General features: G+C 71.3%; 15 protein-coding genes and 1 pseudogene. 5 read left to right on the forward strand and 11 right to left on the reverse strand.

Features of this window, described 5'->3' with window-relative positions; translation table 11 throughout:
- Positions 1-13: 13 nt before the first annotated feature.
- The 3 genes and pseudogenes from ACZ6B8_RS01130 to ACZ6B8_RS01140 all read left to right on the forward strand — a co-directional run.
- Positions 14-667: a bifunctional 4-hydroxy-2-oxoglutarate aldolase/2-dehydro-3-deoxy-phosphogluconate aldolase gene (locus ACZ6B8_RS01130; protein WP_471074606.1), complete on the forward strand. Its 654-nt coding sequence runs from the start codon at positions 14-16 to the stop codon at positions 665-667.
- Positions 664-1,689 carry a sugar kinase gene (locus tag ACZ6B8_RS01135; protein WP_471605903.1) on the forward strand — a complete coding sequence of 342 codons (1,026 nt, stop codon included), beginning with the start codon at positions 664-666 and terminating at the stop codon, positions 1,687-1,689. The genes ACZ6B8_RS01130 and ACZ6B8_RS01135 overlap by 4 nt, the downstream gene beginning before the upstream one ends.
- A 101-nt stretch (positions 1,690-1,790) precedes the next feature.
- Positions 1,791-2,228: pseudogene (locus tag ACZ6B8_RS01140) on the forward strand (DNA polymerase III subunit beta); the annotation flags it as partial.
- 62 nt (positions 2,229-2,290) lie between these two features.
- Here the strand turns inward: ACZ6B8_RS01140 and ACZ6B8_RS01145 are convergent.
- The 4 genes from ACZ6B8_RS01145 to ACZ6B8_RS01160 form a co-directional block, all read right to left on the reverse strand.
- Positions 2,291-2,512 carry an FmdB family zinc ribbon protein gene (locus ACZ6B8_RS01145; protein ID WP_471074600.1) on the reverse strand — a complete coding sequence of 74 codons (222 nt, stop codon included), beginning with the start codon at positions 2,510-2,512 and terminating at the stop codon, positions 2,291-2,293.
- Positions 2,461-3,330, reverse strand: a complete 870-nt coding sequence (locus ACZ6B8_RS01150; RefSeq protein ID WP_471605904.1) for an HAD family hydrolase — start codon at positions 3,328-3,330, stop codon at positions 2,461-2,463. The genes ACZ6B8_RS01145 and ACZ6B8_RS01150 overlap by 52 nt, the downstream gene beginning before the upstream one ends.
- Positions 3,327-5,813, reverse strand: coding sequence for a phosphoribosyltransferase (locus tag ACZ6B8_RS01155; RefSeq protein WP_471605905.1), 2,487 nt, complete (start codon positions 5,811-5,813; stop codon positions 3,327-3,329). Before ACZ6B8_RS01155 ends, ACZ6B8_RS01150 begins: the two co-directional genes overlap by 4 nt.
- A gap of 153 nt (positions 5,814-5,966) precedes the next feature.
- Complete coding sequence (locus tag ACZ6B8_RS01160; RefSeq protein ID WP_471074594.1) at positions 5,967-7,151, reverse strand: HpcH/HpaI aldolase/citrate lyase family protein; 1,185 nt, start codon at positions 7,149-7,151, stop codon at positions 5,967-5,969.
- A 246-nt stretch (positions 7,152-7,397) separates the two neighbouring features.
- Here ACZ6B8_RS01160 and ACZ6B8_RS01165 point away from each other — a divergent pair, with 246 nt between their 5' ends.
- Positions 7,398-8,273, forward strand: coding sequence for a TerD family protein (locus tag ACZ6B8_RS01165; protein WP_471605906.1), 876 nt, complete (start codon positions 7,398-7,400; stop codon positions 8,271-8,273).
- A gap of 28 nt (positions 8,274-8,301) precedes the next feature.
- Here the strand turns inward: ACZ6B8_RS01165 and ACZ6B8_RS01170 are convergent, their stop codons facing one another.
- The 6 genes from ACZ6B8_RS01170 to ACZ6B8_RS01195 form a co-directional block, all read right to left on the reverse strand.
- Positions 8,302-9,042, reverse strand: a complete 741-nt coding sequence (locus ACZ6B8_RS01170) for a TerD family protein (protein ID WP_362367495.1) — start codon at positions 9,040-9,042, stop codon at positions 8,302-8,304.
- Between the two features lie 157 nt (positions 9,043-9,199).
- Positions 9,200-10,345, reverse strand: a complete 1,146-nt coding sequence (locus ACZ6B8_RS01175) for a DUF475 domain-containing protein (protein ID WP_471074588.1) — start codon at positions 10,343-10,345, stop codon at positions 9,200-9,202.
- A gap of 64 nt (positions 10,346-10,409) precedes the next feature.
- Positions 10,410-10,985, reverse strand: a complete 576-nt coding sequence (locus ACZ6B8_RS01180) for a TerD family protein (protein WP_471605907.1) — start codon at positions 10,983-10,985, stop codon at positions 10,410-10,412.
- Between the two features lie 153 nt (positions 10,986-11,138).
- Positions 11,139-11,714, reverse strand: a complete 576-nt coding sequence (locus ACZ6B8_RS01185) for a TerD family protein (protein ID WP_062781869.1) — start codon at positions 11,712-11,714, stop codon at positions 11,139-11,141.
- A 113-nt stretch (positions 11,715-11,827) separates the two neighbouring features.
- Positions 11,828-12,295: a peroxiredoxin gene (locus ACZ6B8_RS01190; RefSeq protein WP_471605908.1), complete on the reverse strand. Its 468-nt coding sequence runs from the start codon at positions 12,293-12,295 to the stop codon at positions 11,828-11,830.
- A 204-nt stretch (positions 12,296-12,499) separates the two neighbouring features.
- Positions 12,500-12,931 (reverse strand): DUF3052 domain-containing protein, encoded by a 432-nt coding sequence (locus ACZ6B8_RS01195; protein WP_362367483.1) that lies wholly within the window; start codon positions 12,929-12,931, stop codon positions 12,500-12,502.
- Positions 12,932-13,300: 369 nt separating this feature from the next.
- Here ACZ6B8_RS01195 and aceE point away from each other — a divergent pair, with 369 nt between their 5' ends.
- Positions 13,301-16,033, forward strand: a complete 2,733-nt coding sequence (gene aceE / locus ACZ6B8_RS01200) for a pyruvate dehydrogenase (acetyl-transferring), homodimeric type (RefSeq protein ID WP_471074577.1) — start codon at positions 13,301-13,303, stop codon at positions 16,031-16,033.
- Positions 16,034-16,141: 108 nt separating this feature from the next.
- Here aceE and ACZ6B8_RS01205 read toward each other — a convergent pair whose 3' ends face one another.
- Complete coding sequence (locus ACZ6B8_RS01205; RefSeq protein WP_471074574.1) at positions 16,142-16,522, reverse strand: peptidase inhibitor family I36 protein; 381 nt, start codon at positions 16,520-16,522, stop codon at positions 16,142-16,144.
- Positions 16,523-16,712: the final 190 nt, after the last annotated feature.

Here is a 16,712-nt window from a genome sequence, read left to right on the forward strand (position 1 = left end):
CGAGCCTGAAGGCATGCGCGACTTCCCCACGGCTCTCCGGACGCGGCGCCTCGTCGCCATCGTGCGCGGCACGGACCCGGACGCCTCCTTCCGTACGGTCATGACGCTGGTGGAGTCCGGCGTTCCGCTGGTCGAGGTGTCCCTCAGCGGTGCCGACGCCCTCGGCGTGCTGCGCCGGGCGCGGGCCGAGCTGGGTGCGGACGCCTGGCTCGGCGCGGGCACGGTCCTCACCGCGGACAACGCCCGGCGGGCCGCCGACGCGGGCGCCGACCTCATCGTCACGCCGGGACTCGGCGCGGGCGTCGACGAAGCCGTACGGCTCGGCCTCCCGGTGCTCGGGGGCGTGCTGACGCCGACCGACGTCATCGCGGCCGAGGCGGCCGGGGTGACGGCGCTGAAGGTCTTCCCGGCGTCGGCGATGGGCGGCCCCGCGTACCTCAAGGCACTGCGCGCGCCCTTCCCCGGCACGGCGTTCGTCCCGGTCGGCGGCGTGGACGCGGCGGCGGCCGAGGAGTATCTGGCGCTCGGCGCGGTCGCGGTGGGCGTCGGCTCGCCGTTGATCGGCGACGCGGCGGACGGCGGCGACCTGAGTGCGCTGCGCACCCGGGCGGCGGAGTTCGCACGCGTGGCACAGGCGGCCGGCCCCGCGGAAGCGATACGCCGATGAGCACCCCTGTCCCACCTCCGCCCCCGGCTCCCGGCACCGGCGCGACCACCGCCCCCGGCGCCGTCCCCGCCACCGCCCAGGTCCTGACCCTCGGCGAGTCCATGGTCGCCCTGCGCGGCAGCGGCCCCCTGAAGCTGGGCGGCACGATGAACGTGTCCGTCGCCGGCGCCGAGAGCAACGTGGCCATCGGCCTGGCACGCCTCGGCCACTCCGTCCGCTGGGCGGGCGCGGTCGGCGACGACGAGGCCGGTGAGCTGGTCCTGCGCACCCTGCGCGCGGAGGGCGTCGACGTGACCGCCGCGACCCGGGACACCGGGGCCCCGACGGGCCTGATCCTCTTCGAGCCGCGGCTGCCCGAGGTGACCCGGGTGCACTACTACCGCGCGCACTCGGCGGGTTCGCGGCTCGGCCCGGACGCGGTCGATGCCGCCTTCGCGGGCGCCCGCCCACCGCGCGTCCTGCATCTGACGGGCATCACCCCCGCGCTCGGCCCGTCGGCCCGCGAAGCCTGCCGCCGCGCGCTGCGGCTGGCCCGCGAGCACGGCACCGAGGTGTGCCTGGACGTCAACTTCCGCTCCCGGCTGTGGAGTCGGGAGGAGGCGGCCGCCGAGCTGCGCACCTGGCTGCCGTACGTCGACGTGCTCATCGCCTCCGACGACGAACTCCCGCTGTGCCTTCCGGAATCGGCCCCGGCCGACGCCCCGGAGAGGTTCCTCATCGCGCGGGGCGTTCGCGAGGTCGTGGTCAAACTCGGCGCGGACGGCGCCACCGCCCACACGGCCGACGCCGACCTGCGCGCGCAGGCCCGCGAGGTGCGGGCCGTGGACGCGGTGGGCGCGGGCGACGCGTTCGTGGCCGGGTATCTGTCGGCCCTGCTCGACGGCGCTGACGTGGCGGCCCGTCTGGACCGCGCGGTCACCACGGGAGCGTTCGCGGTGGCGTCCCCCGGCGACTGGGAGGGCGCCCCGACGCGAGCGGAACTGGGCCTGCTGGGAGCGGGTCCGGGCACGGTGGTCCGCTGACCGGAGGTCAGTGTGCCGTCGGCCAGCGGGCCCTCCTTTCTGCGGCGACAGCCTAGGGGGAGCCACGCCGACGGGTTGACCCTCGACTTTGTCGAGGGACCTCGGTCGAGGGCGACCGCGTGACGCTGGACGCCGGGGACCGGCAGGCGGCCGGTCCGTGCCTCGACCACGACTTCCCCGACTACCGCCGCCTCCTGCCCGAGGCCGCCGAACGCCGCACTCTCGTCGAGGTGCCGGCCTTCCGAAGGGCCCTGGAGACCGGTCCCGTCCGGGCCGACGACGCCGAGGCGAGCGACCTCAGCCTGCTCAGGATGACGGACGGCGGCACGGTGGCCCTCTGCGCCGCCGCCGATGACGACACCGCCGACGCTCCGGGCCGCGTCGCGGTGAACCGTGCGTTCCTGTTGGACGCGCTGGCCGCGGGGGCCCGGGACCGGCTCATTATGGAGCTGGGCGCCCCCACGGCACCGATCGCGATCCGCAGGCCCGACGACGAGGGCACCTTCTCGCTGCTGATGCCGGTCCGCCTGGAGGACTGACGGGAGGACTGGCGGGAGGACTGAGGCCCGGCTGGGATCCGGCTGGAATCCGGCTGTCGGACTCAGCCGCAGCAACCCCCGCCGCAGCAGCCCCCGCCCCCACCGGCGCCGCCCCCGCGCGGGGCAGGCGCCGGGGCCGCGCCGGCGACGGACACGGTCGACAGGAGCTTCACCGTGTCCTCGTGGCCGGCGGGGCACGCCGCGGGCGCGGCCGACTCGGCCATCGGGCGGCTCAGTTCAAAGGTGTCGCCGCAGGACCGGCAGCGGTATTCGTATCGAGGCATGCGCCCAGGCTAGCCGCACGCCCCGCCGCGAGGAGCGCCCCGGCGATCTCCTCCCCCGCCGCGATCCCGCGCTGCGCGAGCACCGTCAGTCCCGGTGCCGCGAAGCCCGTGTCGGCCAGCTCGCCGTGGCCCGGGCGCCAGGAGCGGTCGGCGGCGAGCAGCAGGTCCGCGTCGAGGAGCGAGTCGCCGGCGGCGAGGATCTCTTGCGCGCCGGTGCGCCGGGCGATCTCCCGTACCGCCGCGCTCTTGGTGAGCGGCTTCGGTACGACGTAGAGCTTGCGGCCCTGCAACGAGACCGTCCAGCCGCGCGGCTCGGCCCACGCGGCGAGCTCCTTGACCCACTCCGCGGGCAGCAGCGCCCGCTCGACGACGAGGTAGGCGAAGAGGTCCTCGGCGACGCGCTCCTTGAGCAGCCAGGCCGGGTCCGCGGTGCGCACCAGGTGGGCGCGGACCTCGTCGAGCGAGGCGCACTCCGCGGCGAGTCGCCGGTCGACGGCCGCCCGCCAGTCGGGGTCGCAGACGCCGTCGACGAGCAGATGCCCGCCGTTGGCGCAGATCGCGAACCGCGGTGCGGGGCCCGGGAGATGGATGCGCCCGTACTGTTCACGGGTGCGGGTCGTGGTCGGCACGAAGACGGCGGTGCGGGCCAGCTCGTCGAGGAGCCCGGCGGCGGTCTCGGTGACGTACGACAGCGGCTTGCCCTCGTACACCTCGACGCAGAGCAGGCGCGGCGCCTCGGCGTCCGGCATGGTCAGGCCGAGCGCGGCGGCGGAGTAGATGAGGGTGCGGTCGAGGTCACTGGCGACGAGCTGCGTCACGGGGCCACCCCCGCCCCGTCGGCCGCGGCGACCGCCCTGCCGTCCGCCCCCGTCGCGCCCCGCGTGTACTTGGGGTGGATCAACCCCACGCAGGTGTACGGGAGTTCGGCGACCTCCTCGACGGGCACGCCGCGCTGCTCGGCGAGCAGCCGTACGTGGTCGAGGTCCGGCCCCGCGCCCGCGCGGGCCAGGATCTTCCACGGCACCCGGCGCAGCAGCACCCGGGTCGTCTCGCCGACACCCGGCTTGACGAGGTTCACGTCGTGGATGCCGTACTCCTCGCTGATCCGCTCCACGGCGGCCCAGCCCTCCCAGGTCGGCGCCCGGTCGGCCGACAAGGCCTCCTTGACGCGCCCGTCCACCGCGTCGACCACCTCGTCGAAGCGGGCCACGACGGCGTCGACGAAGGCACCCGAGACGTCCGCCCCGGCGAGCTCGCGGTAGAACTTCGCGCCGTGGAAGTCGTCCCTGCCGACCAGGTCGGCGCGGAGCACCGTACGGGAAATCAGGCCGGACACCGTGGAGTTGAGGCAGGCCGAGGGGATGAGGAAGTCCTCGCGGGTGCCGAAGGTGCGCACGCACGAACCGGGGTCGGCGAGCACGGCGATCTCCGCGCTGAACCCGGCGGGCCCGCCGGACGCCTCGAACTCCCGGACCGCGTCGGCCAGTTCGCGGGTGATCGCGCCCTTGCCGGTCCAGCCGTCGACGAAGACGACGTCGGCGGGGTCGTGGTGGGCGGCGAGCCAGCGCAGCGCGTTGGCGTCGATGCCGCGCCCGCGCACGATCGACACGGCGTAGTGCGGCAGGTCGAGGCCGTGCCGGTGGGCGGCCCAGCGGCGCATCAGGACGCCGACGGGCGTGCCCGCGCGGGCCAGCGACACCAGGACGGGGCGCGGCGAGCGCTCGGCGAGCACGATGTCGGTGACCGTGCCGACGGCCTGGGCGATACGGGCGGCGGACGTGTCGAGCGCGGCGCCGAACAGCTCCTGGTAGCGCTCGCTCGGCTGGTACTCGACCGGCAGCGACTCGGCGTAGTGCGCGCCGCCGCTCTGGATCGCCTCCTCGCGCTCCTCCGTGGGCGCTTCGAGCGTCACGTCCGAGAGGTCCTGGAGCAGCCAGCCGACGTCTTCGGGCGCGTACGAGGAGAAGGCGGGGCCGCGGAGTGGCTCGGGCAGCATGGCGGGCCTTTCGGGGACGTACGAGGGGACGACGGCCAGCAGGACGTGTCCGGTGTGCGCGGCCAGCCGTGCCAACAGGCCGTCGGGCGCGTGCAGTTGAGTGGTGTCGGCGACCGAGTCGACGACCGCGACGACCGCGTCGAAGCCGCCGTCCGCGACGTTGTACGCGTACCGGGTGCCGGGGCCGTCGGCGGGCTCGTCGTGCGCGGGGAAGGTGAGGCGGGTGCGGATCGCGTAGCCGGGGTCGTCCACGGCGAGCACGGGCGAGCGGGTCGTGGTGGAGAACCGCACCTGCGCGCCGGTGTGCCGCTCCAGCTCCACGCCGAGCGCGAGCGGTGCGTACATCAGCTCCTCGAAGCCGAGGACGAGCACCCGGCGCGCGCTCTTCGGCAGCGCCGCCGCGACCTTCGCCGCCATGCCGGGCAGCGCCGCGTCCAGGGCCCGCCGGTGTGCGGGCGTGAAGCCGTGCCGGCCGCCGTCGGGCACGCCCGCGGGCCAGCCGAGGTGCACGCGGTCGACGGCCCCGGGCTCGGTGCGCGGCCGGGGAACCGCGCCGCCCTCGTGCGCGCCTCCCTCGTGCGCGGCTCTCTCGTGCGCGGCGACCAGCTCCTGGCCCTTGGCGAGGACGCCGTCGGGCAGCCGCACGGTCCCGGACGCCGTGGCGACGAGGTCGACGCGCGCGCCGATCTCACGGGCGAAGGCGTCGAGGCGCCCCCGGTCTCCGGGCGAGCGCATGTCGACCAGCGCCACGATCACGTACCGCTTGCGCGGGAAACGCGCGTGCAGGGCGCGGACGGTGTTCAGGACGGTGTTGCCGGTGGAGAACTCGTCGTCGACGAGGACCAGCGGCCCGTCGCCCGCGAGCAGCCGCGGGTCCTCGGGCAGCAGCAGGTGCGACGTGGCGTGCGAGTGGGACTCCTCGAAGTCGCCCGCGCGCTCGACGCCCGCGACGGGGCGCCGGGTGGAGTGCAGGTAGGGCGCGAGGGCGACGCCGTCGGCGACCGCGTGGCCGAGGCCCGTGGCGGTCTCCGCGTAGCCGAGGACGACGGCGCGCCGGGCCTCGTCGTCGCCGAGCAGCTCCCGCACCCGGACGCCGAGGCCGTGTCCGGCCGCGTACACGACCGACGGGCGCTGCGGCACGTGCTTGCCCAGGACGTTCGACACCAGGAGGTGGGCCCGTTTGGGGTTGCGGCGCAGCGCGAGGCCGAGCATGCCGTGCAGCGCCTCGTCGCCGTCGAGTCCGACCCCGAGCCGCTCGGCGACCCAGGTGCCGGACCACACGGGCCTCTCCCCTGTCTCCGGCATCCCCGGCATCCCCGGCATCCCCGGCATCTCAGGTATTCCCGATATCTCCGGTGTCGCGTCTTCAGTCACGTACGTCATGTTCCTCGTGTTCGTCGGCCGGGGGTCCGGCCGGTGCGGCGGCGTCGAGGCCGTGGTGCGCGGGCGGCCTGCGGTTCAGGTGGGAAGTCCGGCGGTGAGCAGCTCCACGAAGCCGACGTCCTCCTTGGCGACACCGAAGACCTCGGCGCGGCGCAGGGTCCGCTCGGCCCAGGCGCGGTGCGGCTTCACCTCGTTCATCTTGTTCGTGTACGAGGAGCGCAGGACCCCGCCGCCGCCGCGCTCCGGGCGCAGGATGTCCTCGGCGTCGCTGAACTCCTCGTGGCTGACCACCGAGAGCGCGTGCACGGGCAGGACGTGGGAGGGGTGGATGCAGGTCTTGCCCTGGAGGCCGTTGGCGCGGTCGAGTTCGATCTCGCGCAGCAGGCCGTCCATGTCGTGTTCGATGAGGGCCTGGCGCAGCTCGTCGGCCCGGCCCTCCAGGAAGGGGCTGCGGCGCAGCTGCGGCTTGAACATCCGCTCCTGGACGCGGAAGTACTCCCAGACCGGTCCGGTCACGGTGTACCCGGTCCCGTCGGCCCTGCCCAGGACGTTGACGACGTCGGCGATGACGGCGGCGACGATCTGTACGTCGTAGGCGGTCATGTCCGGCGGTCTGCGCAGCCCGTACGCCGAGCAGAAGTCGGTGACACCGAGGCGCAGCGCGAGGACCCGGTCGCGGTACTTGTCGACGGTGCGGGAGATGCCGGTGAGGGTCTCGGCGCGGCTCTCCAGGTGCAGCAGCTCGGGCGATTCCAGGACGGGCATGGCGAAGAGCCGGCGGGCGGGGCCTTCGAGGCCCGGCGGCAGGTCGGCCTCCGCGGCCACCACGGCCTCCAGGAACGGAACGCCCCGCTCCTCGGTGAACTTGGGCAGCACGAACCCGGAGAGCAGCCGCACGCCCTGGCCGAGCCTGCGGACCAGGTCGGGTATCTGCTCGGCGGCGCGCACCCGGATGAAGAGCAGCGGCGGCTCCACGTTGCGGGCGGCCAGGTCGGCGAACTGCCGGACCAGGTTCTCCTCGGCGCCCGCGACCTCGGCGTCGTCGATGGAGTCCTCCAGGCAGAGGACCATCGAGATCACGCCACGTCCGGCCTGTTTCATGATGTCGTCGGCGAGGCGGGGGCGGGTGGCCGGGCTGTAGAGCGTGGCGCCCAGCGCGGACGCGAGCAGCTGGGGCGGGGAGTCCGCGGTGAAGGCACACGGCTCCCGGTGGAAGAGGCGCTGCCGCACCTCAGGGGCGATGTGCCCGAAATGACGCATGTGACTCCTTGCTCTCGCCTGTCTCGTCGACGTGGACCGTATCGAGGTGGCCGGTAATAGTACGTAGAGACGGGTGCCGGGGGTTCCCCGCGGGCATGAACTTCAGGTAACCCGGCCATGTCTCACATGCTCACCACACAACCGTCGCACGCTCGCACCACCCGCAGGTCAGGAGCCTGGTGACGCGGTCGGGACCTTGCGCCCCCCGCGTTGTCGCACCCGTGCGGGGAAAGGCAGGATGACCGCATGACGCACGCGATGTTGAAGGGGTCGAACGTCCCTCTCGAAGCCTCGGCCGTCCGCGCCGTGCTCCGCTGGACCCCCGGGCAGGGCGTCCCCGACGTCGACGCGTCGGCGCTGCTGCTCGGCGGCGACGGCCGGGTCCGCTCGGACGAGGACTTCGTCTTCTACAACCAGCCGCGCCACCCGGGGGGCCAGGTCTGGCGGCTCGGCAAGAAGCGGGTCGCCGAGGGCCTGACGGACACGATCCAGACGGACCTGGCGGGCCTGGACCCGGCGGTGAACCGGGTACTGCTCGCCGCGTCGGCCGAGGGCATCTCCTTCGAGCACGTGCCCGCGCTGCGGATCCTGCTCTACGACGCCGCCCTCGCCGACGGCGAGCCGCTCGCGTACTTCGACATCACTCCGCAGACCGGCGAGGAGACGGCGCTGATCTGCGGGGAGCTCTACCGCCGCGGCGAGGGGTGGAAGTTCCGCGCGCTCGGCGAGGGGTACTCCAACGGCCTGGAGGGGCTCGCCTCCGACTTCGGCATCTCCGTGGACGACGCGGACGCCGCCGCTCCGGAGCCCTCCCCCTCGGCCTCCTTCCCGCTGCCGCCGCGGCAGCCGGTGCCGCACCAGCCGTCGGGGCAGCCGTCCGCCGCCCAGCACGCCCCGCAGTCGGCCCCGCAGCCCGCCTACGGCTATCCGCCCGAGCCGCCCCGGCACCCGGCGCCGCAGCCCGCGTACGGCTATCCGCCGGCGGCGCCCACACAGCCCACCCCGATCGTGCAGCCGGCCCCGGTCGCGCTGCCGTCGTACGGCTATCCGCAGCCGGTGACGCCGATGCCGGACCCGAACTTCCGGCTGCCCCCGCAGGGCCCGCAGTTCCTGCCCCGCTGAGGCGCGGGCCGGACCCGGGCGACCGGGCTCAGCCCACCTTGGACTTGTAGCCCCGGCCCCACTGGAGCCCCCAGCCGTAGAGACGGTCGAGCTCGGCCTGGAAGCCGTAGACGAACTTGACCTCGCGGCGCACGACCAGCTCGTCCTTGACGTTCTCCACGGTGAACACCGCGCAGGACCGGGCCTGCGGCTGGCGCTCGTCCAGGTCGATCTCGATCCGCGGGCCGTTGCTGGGGTAGAGCGTGACCTTCGCGTGCGTACGGTCAAAGGCCGGCGTCTGGTCGTAGATGTAGGCGAAGACCAGCAGCCGTTTGATCGACTCGCGGTGGTCGAGGTTGATGTAGATCGTCTCGCCGGACGGGGAGCCGAACCGGTCGTCGCCGCTGAGCTTCACGAACGGCGGGGCGTTGAGGTCCCCGAAGAAGCTGCCGAGGGGCTGGACGACCCCCTTGGTGCCGTCCACCAGCTCGTACAGACAACCGATGTCCAGGTCGACGTTGACCACGCCCTGGGTGTGCGCCTGCACCACGTCGGGCTGGAAGAGTTTGAGGGGGTGACGCAGCAGGCCGCTGCCCCTGCTCGGCTTGCCGATGATGTCGGACGTGCGCATCTGCCAGGAGAGGTTGACGCGCAGGTTGCCGGTGGCCGCGCCCTGTTTGGAGAGCGAGACCGTCGGGTGCCGTTTGGTCAGTTCGATGGAGTTGGTGGCGGCGCTGCCCGATTCGAAGTCCATCGAACGCCCACGCCACAGACCGTCCCAGAAGGACATTCCGCCCCCAAGTGCCCTCATGCCACGTACGAATACCGACGGGGCGGCCATGAGGACATCTCCTCGAAGGCCGCCCCGCACAGAGCGTTCCTCACCCCGGCCGCCGTCACACTCCGGAAGCCGGAATCGGACAGCGCGGCGAGGGAATCAGTCAGCGTCAGACCCCGGAGGAGACCTCGGACTTCTCACCGGAGCTGCCCTGTCCCTCGGCCGCCGCCATCCGCTTGTTGCGGATCACGGACGAGACGAAGGACCAGGCGATCAGGATGACACCGACGGAGCCGGTGATGACCTCGTGGATCTCGTACTGGATGGTGACCAGGAGGATCACGGCGAGGGCGCCGATCGCGTAGTGCGCGCCGTGCTCCAGGTAGACGTAGTCGTCGAGGGTGCCCTGGCGGACCAGGTAGACGGTCAGCGACCGGACGTACATGGCGCCGATGCCGAGGCCGAGCGCCATCAGGACGATGTCGTTCGTGATCGCGAAGGCACCGATGACGCCGTCGAAGGAGAAGGACGCGTCCAGGACCTCGAGGTAGAGGAACATGAAGAAGGCGGCCTTGCCGGCCATCACGACCGCGGGAACCTTCTTGCCGGTCCGCTTGGCCTCTTCCTCCTCCTCGTGCTCGCGCTCCTCGTCCTCCTCCAGCTTGTTCTCGAAGTAGCCGGAGAGTCCGCCGACCACGAGGTACGTGATCAGACCGGCGATGCCGGAGATGAGGACCGTCTGCGCCTTGTCCACGTGCGCCCCGCCGTGCTGGTGGGCGTGGGTGGCGACGGTCATCGAGGAGATCAGCAGCACGACGAGCGCGATGCAGACCGACAGCATGTCGACCTTGCCGAGCTTGGCGAGCGGACGCTCCAGCCAGTTCAGCCACTTGATGTCCCGGTCCTCGAAGATGAAGTCGAGGAAGATCATCAGCAGGAACATGCCACCGAAGGCGGCGATCGACGGGTGCGCGTCGGTGACCAGCTGCTGGTAGTGGTCCTTCTCGTTGAGAGCGAGCCGGACCGCCTCGACCGGGCCGATCTTGGCGCTGATGGCGACGATCACGACCGGGAAGACGAGGCGCATACCGAAGACCGCGATCAGCACGCCGACCGTGAGGAAGATCTTCTGCCAGAAGGCGCTCATCTTCTTCAGGATCCCGGCGTTGACCACCGCGTTGTCGAAGGACAGCGAGATCTCGAGGATGGACAGGATCGCCACGACGCCGAAACCGGTCCACCCCCCGTAGAGCACCGCGGCGACCAAGCCGATCGCGGTGACCGCGAACGACCAGCCGAAGGTTTTCAGAAGCACTGGCTACCCAATCGTGTGTGTACGGGCTCCCGTTTAGCGGTCTCCCCCGCGCCGGTCCCCGGCTTTACGAAACGTTGACCCCGAAGTCTAGAGCGATGCCGCGCAGGCCCGACGCGTACCCCTGCCCGACGGCACGGAACTTCCACTCGCCCCCGTACCTGTACACCTCTCCGAAGATCATCGCGGTCTCGGTCGAGGCGTCCTCGCTGAGGTCGTAGCGCGCGAGCTCCTGGCCGTCCGCCTGGTTCACCACGCGGATGAACGCGTTGCTGACCTGGCCGAACGTCTGCCCCCTGTTGTCCGCCTCATGGATCGAGACGGGAAAGATGATCTTGTCGCAGTTGGCCGGCACCTTGGAGAGGTCGATCAGCAGCGACTCGTCGTCGCCGTCCCCCTCGCCCGTGAGGTTGTCACCGGTGTGCTCGACGGAACCGTCGGGACTGGTGAGGTTGTTGTAGAAGACGAACCACTCGTCGCCGAGGACCCGGCCCGCGTTGCACAGCAGGGCACTGGCGTCGAGGTCGAAGGGGGCGCCGGTGGTGGAGCGCGCGTCCCAGCCGAGGCCCACCAGGACCTGGGTGAGGTCGGGTGCGGCCTTGGAGAGGGAGACGTTGCCTCCCTTGGCGAGCGTGACGCCCATGGTGATGGTCCTCCCCGAGGTGACGAGAGCTGGGGCTCCCGGGGTGCCGGAAACCCCTGGGCCCCGCGGTGGCGGGTGCCCTGGGTGGCGAGCGCGTCCGGCGCCGCACTCGTGTGGGTGCGACGCCGGACGAAAGAGCGGGGTGCGCTCGGCTCAGACGTTGACGCCGAAGTCCTGCGCGATGCCGCGCAGGCCCGAGGCGTAGCCCTGGCCGACCGCGCGGAACTTCCACTCGGCGCCGTGGCGGTACAGCTCGCCGAAGACCATCGCGGTCTCCGTCGAGGCGTCCTCGGAGAGGTCGTACCGCGCGATCTCGGCGCCGCCCGCCTGGTTCACGACGCGGATGAACGCGTTGCGCACCTGGCCGAAGGACTGCTGGCGGGTCTCGGCGTCGTAGATGGAGACCGGGAAAACGATCTTCTCCACGTCGGCGGGGACAGCGGCCAGGTCGACCTTGATCGCCTCGTCGTCGCCCTCGCCCTCACCGGTGGTGTTGTCACCGGTGTGCTCGACGGAGCCGTCGGGGCTCTTCAGGTTGTTGAAGAAGACGAAGTTCTGGTCACTGCTGACCTTGCCCTCCGCGTTCGTCAGGATCGCGCTGGCGTCGAGGTCGAAGTCCGTACCGGTGGTGGTACGGACGTCCCAGCCCAGGCCGACCAGAACAGCGGTCAGGCCGGGCGCCTCCTTGCTCAGCGATACGTTGCCGCCCTTGCTGAGGCTGACTCCCACGAGTCCTCCCAATTGGTGTCCAGGGGCGGGGAGCCCCAAGCGTTGCGTTGCCATCGGATCAACGTCTGGATCCTAGTGACCGGTTCCCGGCAGCGAGCGGAATCGGGGTTCGCTCAGAGCGTTTCGAGCGCCTCGACGTACTCGTTCAGGTCACGCGCGTCGGGCAGGTCGTTGACGACACTCCAGCGCACCACGCCCTCCTTGTCGATGATGAAAGTGCCGCGCACCGCGCAGCCCTTCTCCTCGTCGAAGACGCCGTAGGCGCGGCTGACCTCGCCGTGCGGCCAGAAGTCGGAGACCAGCGGGTACTCCAGGCCCTCCTGCTCGGCGAAGACGCGCAGCGTGTGGATGGAGTCGTTGGAGACGGCGAGCAGCTGGGTGTCGTCGTTGACGAACTTCGGCAGCTCGTCGCGGAGCGCGCACAGCTCGCCGGTGCAGACGCCGGTGAACGCGAACGGGTAGAAGAGCAGCACCACGTTCTTCTCGCCGCGGAAGTCGGGGAGCCGCACGGTCCGGCCGTGGTTGTCCTTGAGCTCGAATTCCGGGGCCTTGGTGCCGGTCGCGATTCCAGCGAGCGCCATGGGTCACGCATCCCTTCGACGGGGCTTCGACGGGGCCCCTCGGGTGGGGCCGATCGGGTGACCTACACCCTACGTCCGGCGGCCCGCACCCCCGCGCACGCGTGAGGCCCCCGCCGACACGCGGTCGATGGGGGCCTGACGATGGTTCTCCGGCTCGATGCCGCTGGTGGGCCATGCGGGCCCGGCGCTCTCTCGGCCCGGGGCCTAGCGCTTCTTGGCGGCCGCCTTCGGCGTGACCAGGCGGGTGCCGCTCCAGTCCTTGCCGGCGTTCGTGCTCTTGGTCTGGGACAGGCCGGCGGTGGTGGCCGCTTCGCCGATCTCGCTCGGCTCGACGTACCCGTCACGACCGGTCTTCGGAGTCAGCAGCAGAATCTGGCCGCCCTCCTCCATGTACGCGATGGCATCCACCAACGCATCAGTCAGGTCCCCGTCGTCCTCACGGAACCAGAGCACCACGGCGTCAGCCACGTCGTCGTAGTCCTCGTCGACGAGCTCTGTGCCAGTGGCCTCCTCGATGGCCTCGCGGAGCTCCTGGTCGACGTCGTCGTCGTAGCCGATCTCCTGGACCACCTGGTCGGGCTGGAAACCAAGCCTTACGGCCAGGTTCGTCTCCGCGTGGTCCGCGGTCGCGCTCACGGATTGCCTCCTGATCATGTTTTTGGGAATGCCTGTCAGCCACGCGCGTGCGCGGGGCGTTGGCCGTAGTCCACACGGGCGGGACGGATCGCGCAAGTACCCAGCCGCCGAGACCGCCGAAACGGTGACGTTCCCGACCGTGTCGCCGCAACTGTCGCCACATCCGTACGAGACCGAACGGCTCTGCGAAGCGGCTAGGCAGGATGGGCGTATCGTTGCGATTTGGGCCGAGCCTACCCCAGGGTCGCCGGATGAACGTCTCGGTTACCTATCGGTAGACATGACGTGCGCCTTCACGAGGTACACGATGGGGAGCGGTGCACGGCCAGGCAGAACCCCAGGCGAAAGCCCTGACAGCGAAGGAACAGCGTGGCTTCCGGATCCGATCGCAACCCGATCATCATTGGCGGCCTGCCGAGTCAGGTCCCGGACTTCGATCCCGAAGAGACCCAGGAGTGGCTCGACTCCCTCGATGCCGCGGTCGACGAACGCGGCCGTGAGCGGGCCCGCTATCTGATGCTCCGGCTGATCGAGCGCGCACGCGAGAAGCGCGTCGCCGTGCCCGAGATGCGCAGTACGGACTACGTCAACACGATCGCCACCAAGGACGAGCCGTTCTTCCCCGGCAACGAGGAGATCGAGCGCAAGGTCCTGAACGCGACCCGCTGGAACGCCGCGGTCATGGTCTCCCGCGCCCAGCGCCCCGGTATCGGCGTCGGCGGCCACATCGCCACCTTCGCCTCCTCCGCCTCCCTCTACGACGTGGGCTTCAACCACTTCTTCCGCGGCAAGGACGAGGGCGACGGCGGCGACCAGATCTTCTTCCAGGGGCACGCGTCCCCCGGCATCTACGCCCGCGCCTTCCTCCTCGACCGGCTCACCGAGCCGCAGCTCGACGCGTTCCGCCAGGAGAAGTCCAAGGCGCCCAACGGGCTCTCCTCGTATCCGCACCCGCGGCTGATGCCGGACTTCTGGGAGTTCCCGACCGTCTCGATGGGCCTCGGCCCGCTCGGCGCGATCTTCCAGGCGCGGATGAACCGGTACATGGAGGCGCGCTCCATCGCCGACACCTCCAAGTCGCACGTCTGGGCGTTCCTCGGCGACGGCGAGATGGACGAGCCCGAGTCGCTCGGCCAGCTCTCCATCGCCGCCCGCGAGGGCCTGGACAACCTCACCTTCGTCGTCAACTGCAACCTGCAGCGCCTGGACGGGCCGGTGCGCGGCAACGGCAAGATCATCCAGGAGCTGGAGTCGCAGTTCCGCGGCGCCGGCTGGAACGTCATCAAGCTCGTCTGGGACCGCAGCTGGGACCCGCTGCTCGCGCAGGACCGCGACGGCATCCTGGTCAACAAGCTGAACACGACGCCCGACGGCCAGTTCCAGACCTATGCCACCGAGACCGGCGCCTACATCCGCGACCACTTCTTCGGTGAGGACCAGCGGCTGCGGTCCATGGTCGAGAACATGACCGACGACCAGATCCTGCACCTGGGCCGCGGCGGTCACGACCACAAGAAGATCTATGCGGCGTTCTCCGCGGCCAAGGCCCACAAGGGCCAGCCGACGGTGATCCTCGCCCAGACCGTCAAGGGCTGGACCCTCGGCCCGAACTTCGAGGGCCGCAACGCCACGCACCAGATGAAGAAGCTGACGGTCGACGACCTCAAGGGCTTCCGCGACCGTCTGCACATCCCGATCACGGACAAGCAGCTGGAGGACGGCGCCCCGCCGTACTACCACCCGGGTCGCGACTCCGAAGAGATCCAGTACATGCACGACCGCCGACTGGGCCTCGGCGGCTATGTGCCGACCCGGGTCGTGCGCGCCAAGCCGCTGCCGCTGCCCGAGGACAAGGCCTACGCGGCCGCGAAGAAGGGCTCGGGCCACCAGTCGATCGCCACCACCATGGCGTTCGTCCGCATCCTCAAGGACCTCATGCGGGACAAGGAGATCGGCAAGCGGTTCGTGCTGATCGCCCCCGATGAGTACCGCACGTTCGGCATGGACGCGTTCTTCCCGAGCGCGAAGATCTACAACCCGCTCGGCCAGCAGTACGAGGCCGTGGACCGCGAACTCCTGCTCGCCTACAAGGAGTCGCCGACGGGTCAGATGCTGCACGACGGCATCTCCGAGGCGGGCTGCACGGCATCCCTCATCGCCGCCGGGTCGGCGTACGCCACCCACGGCGAGCCGCTGATCCCGGTGTACGTCTTCTACTCGATGTTCGGTTTCCAGCGCACCGGCGACCAGTTCTGGCAGATGGCCGACCAGCTCGCGCGCGGTTTCGTGCTCGGCGCCACCGCGGGCCGCACCACGCTGACCGGCGAGGGCCTGCAGCACGCGGACGGCCACTCGCAGCTGCTCGCCTCGACCAACCCGGCCTGTGTCGCCTACGACCCGGCCTTCGGCTACGAGATCGCGCACATCGTCAAGGACGGCCTGCGCCGGATGTACGGCCCCGACAGCGAGGACGTCTTCTACTACCTCACCGTCTACAACGAGCCGATCCAGCACCCGGCCGAGCCGGACGACGTGGACGTCGAGGGCATCCTCAAGGGCATCTACCGCCTCAAGCCCGGTGCGCAGGGCGCTGTTCCGGCCCAGATCATCGCGTCCGGTGTGGCCGTGCCCTGGGCGATCGAGGCCCAGCAGATCCTGGCCGCCGAGTGGAACGTGAAGGCGGACGTCTGGTCGGCGACCTCCTGGAACGAACTGCGCCGCGACGCGGTGGAGGTGGAGCGGCACAACCTCCTGCACCCCGAGGAGGAGCAGCGCGTCCCGTACGTCACGCGCAAGCTGTCCGGCGCCGAGGGTCCGTTCGTGGCCGTCTCCGACTGGATGCGGAGCGTCCCCGACCAGATCTCCCGCTGGGTGCCCGGCACGTACCAGTCGCTGGGTGCGGACGGCTTCGGCTTCGCGGACACGCGGGGCGCCGCCCGCCGCTTCTTCCACATCGACGCGCAGTCGATCGTGGTCGGCGTGCTGACCGAACTGGCCCGTGAGGGCAAGGTCGACCGCTCCGTCCTGAAGCAGGCGATCGACCGCTACCAGCTCCTCGACGTCACGGCCGCCGATCCGGGTGCGGCCGGGGGCGACGCGTAGCGCACCGTGTGACGCGTGACGCCGCGCGTCACGTGCGGATGTCTCGTCCGGAGGGCGGCGGCAGGCCTTGGGCCCCGTCGCCCTCCGGCGTTCGCGGTCCGTGGCCATTCATCGCTCCCAGACCTTGAACGCCCGTACCCGGTAAGGCGATGCGGGGGCCCAGGTCCCGCTGCCGGGGTAGGTGTTGAACTCGCCGGTCTCGGCGCACTCCCCCGACTGGTACACGGTGACCGGCCGTCCCGTTCGATTGGCGAGGGCTTGCGCGCTGCCCCCCTCCGGCAGCGCGACGCAGCTCTCGATGTCGATGTCCGCCAGCTCGTACACATGCCGGGGGCCCCGGAAGTCCGCCTGCTCCCACAGGCAGAGCTCGCCCGCGGCGCAGCCGCGGAGTGTCGGCGGGGCGGTGGCCCCCGCGTGGGCGGGTGTGAGGACGACCGCGGCGAGTGCGGCCGCCGCGACGGTCGTGAGCGTCTTGATGGGCGTGGGCATGGTCGTACGCATCTCTTCAACCCCCGTGTGGCATGGCGCAGTTGTCCGCACGCCGTGCGACGCGGTGGCCCGTGCCGTGCTCGTGCGGATCTTCTTCCTGCACTGTGGACCCGCCCGCCGGGCCGTCGGAAGGGGTACGCCCGCGCCTCACCCTGATAGGCGAAAGCCCCCCAGGTTCTCCCTGAGGGGC

Source organism: Streptomyces sp. NPDC041122 (assembly GCF_055592445.1).

Bases quoted from the DNA above. Each gene is read 5' to 3' on its own strand.
- ACZ6B8_RS01130 (WP_471074606.1), top strand. From the start codon at position 14: ATGCGCGACTTCCCCACGGCTCTCCGGACGCGGCGCCTCGTCGCCATC.
- ACZ6B8_RS01135 (WP_471605903.1), top strand. From the start codon at position 664: ATGAGCACCCCTGTCCCACCTCCGCCCCCGGCTCCCGGCACCGGCGCG.
- ACZ6B8_RS01160 (WP_471074594.1), bottom strand. From the start codon at position 7,151: ATGCGTCATTTCGGGCACATCGCCCCTGAGGTGCGGCAGCGCCTCTTC.
- ACZ6B8_RS01180 (WP_471605907.1), bottom strand. From the start codon at position 10,985: ATGGGCGTCACGCTCGCCAAGGGAGGCAACGTCTCCCTCTCCAAGGCC.
- ACZ6B8_RS01170 (WP_362367495.1), bottom strand. From the start codon at position 9,042: ATGTCCTTCTGGGACGGTCTGTGGCGTGGGCGTTCGATGGACTTCGAA.
- ACZ6B8_RS01155 (WP_471605905.1), bottom strand. From the start codon at position 5,813: ATGCCGGAGACAGGGGAGAGGCCCGTGTGGTCCGGCACCTGGGTCGCC.
- ACZ6B8_RS01165 (WP_471605906.1), top strand. From the start codon at position 7,398: ATGACGCACGCGATGTTGAAGGGGTCGAACGTCCCTCTCGAAGCCTCG.
- ACZ6B8_RS01190 (WP_471605908.1), bottom strand. From the start codon at position 12,295: ATGGCGCTCGCTGGAATCGCGACCGGCACCAAGGCCCCGGAATTCGAG.
- ACZ6B8_RS01205 (WP_471074574.1), bottom strand. From the start codon at position 16,522: ATGCCCACGCCCATCAAGACGCTCACGACCGTCGCGGCGGCCGCACTC.
- ACZ6B8_RS01145 (WP_471074600.1), bottom strand. From the start codon at position 2,512: ATGCCTCGATACGAATACCGCTGCCGGTCCTGCGGCGACACCTTTGAA.